The 4,421-nt window shown below is 32.1% G+C and carries 4 protein-coding genes and 1 pseudogene; all 5 read left to right on the top strand.

What is annotated here, in order from left to right; genetic code table 11:
- The first annotated feature begins 728 nt into the window (after nucleotides 1-728).
- Entirely contained in the window at nucleotides 729-1,307 is a 579-nt protein-coding gene (locus CVD18_RS21565; RefSeq protein ID WP_103867535.1) for a hypothetical protein, read from the top strand.
- Nucleotides 1,308-1,928 carry a hypothetical protein gene (locus CVD18_RS21570; protein WP_103867536.1) on the top strand — a complete coding sequence of 207 codons (621 nt, stop codon included), beginning with the start codon at nucleotides 1,308-1,310 and terminating at the stop codon, nucleotides 1,926-1,928. It begins immediately after the preceding gene.
- Between the two features lie 43 nt (nucleotides 1,929-1,971).
- Nucleotides 1,972-2,427 carry a hypothetical protein gene (locus CVD18_RS21575; protein ID WP_103867537.1) on the top strand — a complete coding sequence of 152 codons (456 nt, stop codon included), beginning with the start codon at nucleotides 1,972-1,974 and terminating at the stop codon, nucleotides 2,425-2,427.
- A gap of 620 nt (nucleotides 2,428-3,047) precedes the next feature.
- Nucleotides 3,048-3,893, top strand: coding sequence for a DUF1266 domain-containing protein (locus CVD18_RS21580; protein WP_103867538.1), 846 nt, complete (start codon nucleotides 3,048-3,050; stop codon nucleotides 3,891-3,893).
- 30 nt (nucleotides 3,894-3,923) lie between these two features.
- Nucleotides 3,924-4,421 (top strand): annotated as a pseudogene (locus CVD18_RS21585) (hypothetical protein); the annotation flags it as partial.

Genomic DNA, 4,421 nt, shown 5'->3' on the forward strand with positions numbered 1-4,421 from the left:
AACCCTCGCTTGGCTAATGGTATGTGTGGAATTATTTCCATTTCTATTGTATATTTGTCTAGTACGCTGTACATAATGGGCTGCTTTTAAATAATTTACGTGTCGTAACGCAAATATCGGCAGCCCGTTTTTACAATTCAAAAAAAGTTTAAATCAGTTCAATAGAATGATATAAAATATATGCACTAACGTATATTTTCTAAAACCATACGCTTATTTATTCTTAAGTTACAGAAATAAGTTCTCTATTTCACATTTTAATGTTGTGCTATACTTTTACAGCTCAAAACCTGTGAAAGATATGGAGAACACAAGACTCAAACTAGACAAAATCATCATACCACTGGCCACTGTGGGCATTATCTGCTCTACAATTATAACATCAGGTTATTGTAGGGTGTTAGAGCTGATCTTTTGTGAGGATACACTGTTTTTCTTCTTTGAAAATACAGAAACAGAGAACTACTAATAACAAATACCATTTCTCTATTAAAACACAAATAATCAGAAAATTCTGAATAATGAAAATAATCAAAAATATAATATTGACCATCACAATAACGTCATTATACAGCCGCAAGATATGTGGTGAAACTAGAACCAGAAAACTGTAGTACTTCATTTACTTTTAGTTATACGTTGGATGGAACTTTTGTAGAAATAGACTATTAATAAACTTTTTTTCTAAATATCTAAAATTATATTTAAAAACTATCAATTCAAAACCCATGAAAAATACCTTTACTTTTTTACTCATCTTACTTTTATGTGCTTCGTGTAACTCTACTGATTCACTAGATCTTAAAAATGAAGAGAACATAGAAACATTAGAAGCAATTATAGCCGAAAACTTAAATAGTGATAAAGACGTTTACAGTCTTAATTTTTCTGCAGAAAAGTTAACAGGAGAACTAGAAGACATTAGTTATGATTACTTACTCAAAGGCAGCTATTTTAGTGAAACGTACGACATTTCGAGTAAAGTTCTAAGTGACCCATCCAAAAAAAATAAGTTTGCGTACAAAAACAAAAAAACCTTCAAAATAAAAGATGCACCTATATCCATAATTGCCACTAAATATCAAGAGGCCCTGAAAATATTGGAAGAACAAGGACTTCTTGAAGAAGATAAAGATTACCACTTAGACTATTGGGTATTTAGAACAGATAAAAAAGGAATGATATATGCCGATTTTGATTTGAATTACTATATGAATACTACAACTAGCGGACGTATGAGAAGAACCAATTATGGTCAGTACCAATTTATAATGAACCCAGATAAATCTTTAAATCTTAAAAACTAAATGAAAACTATATTCTACCGTACAATTTGCAGCCTGTTTTTACTCACACTCTTTATAAGCTGTTCTAGTAACGGCAATAGACCAACGTTTACCACCTCAGCAGGTATTGAAACTTTAAAAGATAAACTGAGTGATACCTTTGATAAAGATAAACAGATAAGCCAGATAATCTTTTTTTCTAAGAATAGCACTATGGATGCCATAGAGCAAATCAGTATATTCTTTCCAGAAAACAACAAAAACACAATGTGGTTCTACAACTATGCAACTGGTCAGTTACATAAACCAGAAGCTAAAGAAATACTAAAAAGTGTTCCAAAAACTAATGCTATAAGTGCTTTTAATATTAATGAATGCCATGTGTACTTTAAAGAGGCCATTGCATTAATTGAAAATGAAACCGATGAGTTTTCTAATTACCGTGTAGAGAGTTACCATATGTCGACAGACCAAACCTCGGGTAAAATAATGCATAGCTTTACCCTTAATACCGACAAAAAAACGATGAAGCGTACCTTCTACGGAGAAAAAGTAAACGACCACCTCTATCGATTTGAATTTGAAACTAACGAAGATGGCAAATTAATAGCCACACATGGGTTAGACGCATTCGAAGAGTAATACAAACTAAATCACAACAATAAGAAATAAACATATATACAGTATGAAAGTAACCGTATTTAAAGCAATAGAAAATCCATCAATAGAAGATGTAGAAAAACTAATAAAAGAAAAACTAGGAGATAAATACACTTATAAATCCTCTAGAAAAGCCAATAATATAGCTGGTAAAATAATGAACAGTCATGCAGAAGACGCTATCACCATCATCAAAAATGCATATCACAGGTTTGTCGTTGTTGTAGATACCACAAAGGATCCTACCAGCGAAAATGGTCAATATACCTGCTTCCGTTTTAGCTCGGAAGAATTAGCAGGTTGGTTGAGGTTTCTGCGCAACGAGGTTGGTTTTATAGGTAGCTTTATCATAAGACTTATTTATGGTGGTGATGACCCTATTTATGAAGAGGTAAAAAATATTGTAAAGGACAATTTTAAAATAGAAGAACAAACCATCGATGTAGGTCTTAGATCTTTGTTAAAAAATAATAATTCCTAAAACACTAATTATCAGTGTTTTTTTTAAAAAAGTACAGATAAAAAAATGAATAAAAGTCTAAAAAAACATACTATTATGTAGCTGCTTTTATTGTAACAGGTATATATTTTGCAATTCAATCAGGATATAATCCTTTCCAAGGTTCTGGAGAAAAAGGAGAAATTGTTCAGCTCAAAAAATTAAAAAAAGAGACTTCAAGTGATGGTAAAAGGATTGCAATGATAGGTAGGTCTCTAAGTTTGTCGTTTGAGAATTCCAATAATCAGTATATAGAACATATTCCCTTTATTTTAGACAAAGATGGTAAAACAGTTGTTATATTCCTTCAATCTTTACTCCGGAAGACCTGATACTCTATGATAATGCATATAAGTATAATGAAAATATAATTACCTCATTTACAATGATAAGAATAAAAGAAACTATGCTTGAGAAGGATCCAAATACTGGTAAATATGCATGGAAGTATAAATAAATTAGAATTGATCCAATTGAATAAAAACTACTATCAACAACAGATATTAATTGGCACGCATTGGCTGTGGTCTGGTACGTGTCATACACCCAATATTGATGGATGAAAAGCTTGTGCTTGAAATCTGCTTAAAAAATAAAACATCATGCAAGAATTAATTGAAAAGTATTTCATGTATTACGCCATTGGTGCGATGGCGATTTTTTTCATTTTTTGGAAAATTATACCATCTCTAAGAAAAGTAAAAAAGATAACAAAAATCTTATCTGGAAAAATTCACTTTAATAAAAATAGTGATATCAGTAAAGAACAATACAAGAAATTAGCAATAGGTGCAATTTATAGCCAACAGCAAACGGCATATATCAATTCATTGACCACAGGCTTGGGTAAATCGAACATAAGAGAACTTTTGTCAAAATGGTGGGGAATAAATAACACTAACGAAGCTTGGGAAAAGTTAGATTATTTAGCTGAAAAAGGATTTAGATACTATTTCAAAACAGTCTTAAAAGCCTATCAGGCAACAGGTAAAGAGGAACAAGAAAAGATTATTTTAAATGGCTTTGATGAAAATAATGAAAAATACGAAGAAGATATTCAAAAAGCCTATCAGCAACTTGTCTATTTACAAGAAACCTGGAAAGAGTTAACCGAGAACAACATTGTTTTAACCGAAGAAGAACTGATAAAATATAATAATATTGGATGGGATTGTGGACGTTTGGTATTTTTAAGCAGACTCTGTTTTGATGCTGGTTATATTTCAGAAAATGAGGTATGGATCTATATAGATCAAGCCTATGAACTGGCAGCCAATAACTTTGAAAATTGGACAGCGTTCTCTAAAAGCTATATTATTGGAAGAGGAATGTGGGGAGGAACAAGTTCTGGAAATGAAGGCATAATAAGCATTGCAGAAAAGCTATTGAACGAAGAGAAAAGTCCTTGGGTACAATTAAATTTGGCTATATTCTATAATACGACTTAATTAGTTATCTTTGTTTAAAAACAAATACAAATGGTGCCAGAATCTTTCACACAATTTTTCAAAAGCCTAGATGAATCGGGTCGTGAGACCGTAATTAAGGAGCTATTGTCTATGGTCGATCCTTCAGAGCCTGACTTGTATACTGTTCATTCCGAGGTACAACAAAGCCAGTCACTACATTGCCCTAATTGTCAAGGCATCGATATCCGTGCAAATGGCAAGGCTAATGGTGTACAACGCTACTTTTGTAAATCGTGCAAGAAGTATTTTAGGGAAACTACAGGTAAAGTTACTTTTGGTTTAAAAAAGAGGAACTTGCTTAGCGTTTATTTGTACCATATGCTATCAGGCAATTCGATAAAGAAATGTGCTGAACAGACAGGTATCTGTATTCAAACTTCATTTAACTGGCGTCATAAGATATTAAGTGCCTTTGAAGGGGCTGTTCCAGATGGTTTTGAAGGTATTGTAGAGAGTGATGATATTTTCTTTCTTGAATCTGGCAAAGGAAACAGGGAATTACCTAGA

The organism is Aquimarina sp. I32.4 (genome assembly GCF_002924285.1).
Classification (GTDB): domain Bacteria; phylum Bacteroidota; class Bacteroidia; order Flavobacteriales; family Flavobacteriaceae; genus Aquimarina.

Excerpts from the sequence above, each read along its gene's own strand:
- CVD18_RS21565 (WP_103867535.1), top strand. The coding sequence starts at position 729 with ATGAAAAATACCTTTACTTTTTTACTCATCTTACTTTTATGTGCTTCG.
- CVD18_RS21570 (WP_103867536.1), top strand. The coding sequence starts at position 1,308 with ATGAAAACTATATTCTACCGTACAATTTGCAGCCTGTTTTTACTCACA.
- CVD18_RS21575 (WP_103867537.1), top strand. The coding sequence starts at position 1,972 with ATGAAAGTAACCGTATTTAAAGCAATAGAAAATCCATCAATAGAAGAT.
- CVD18_RS21580 (WP_103867538.1), top strand. The coding sequence starts at position 3,048 with ATGCAAGAATTAATTGAAAAGTATTTCATGTATTACGCCATTGGTGCG.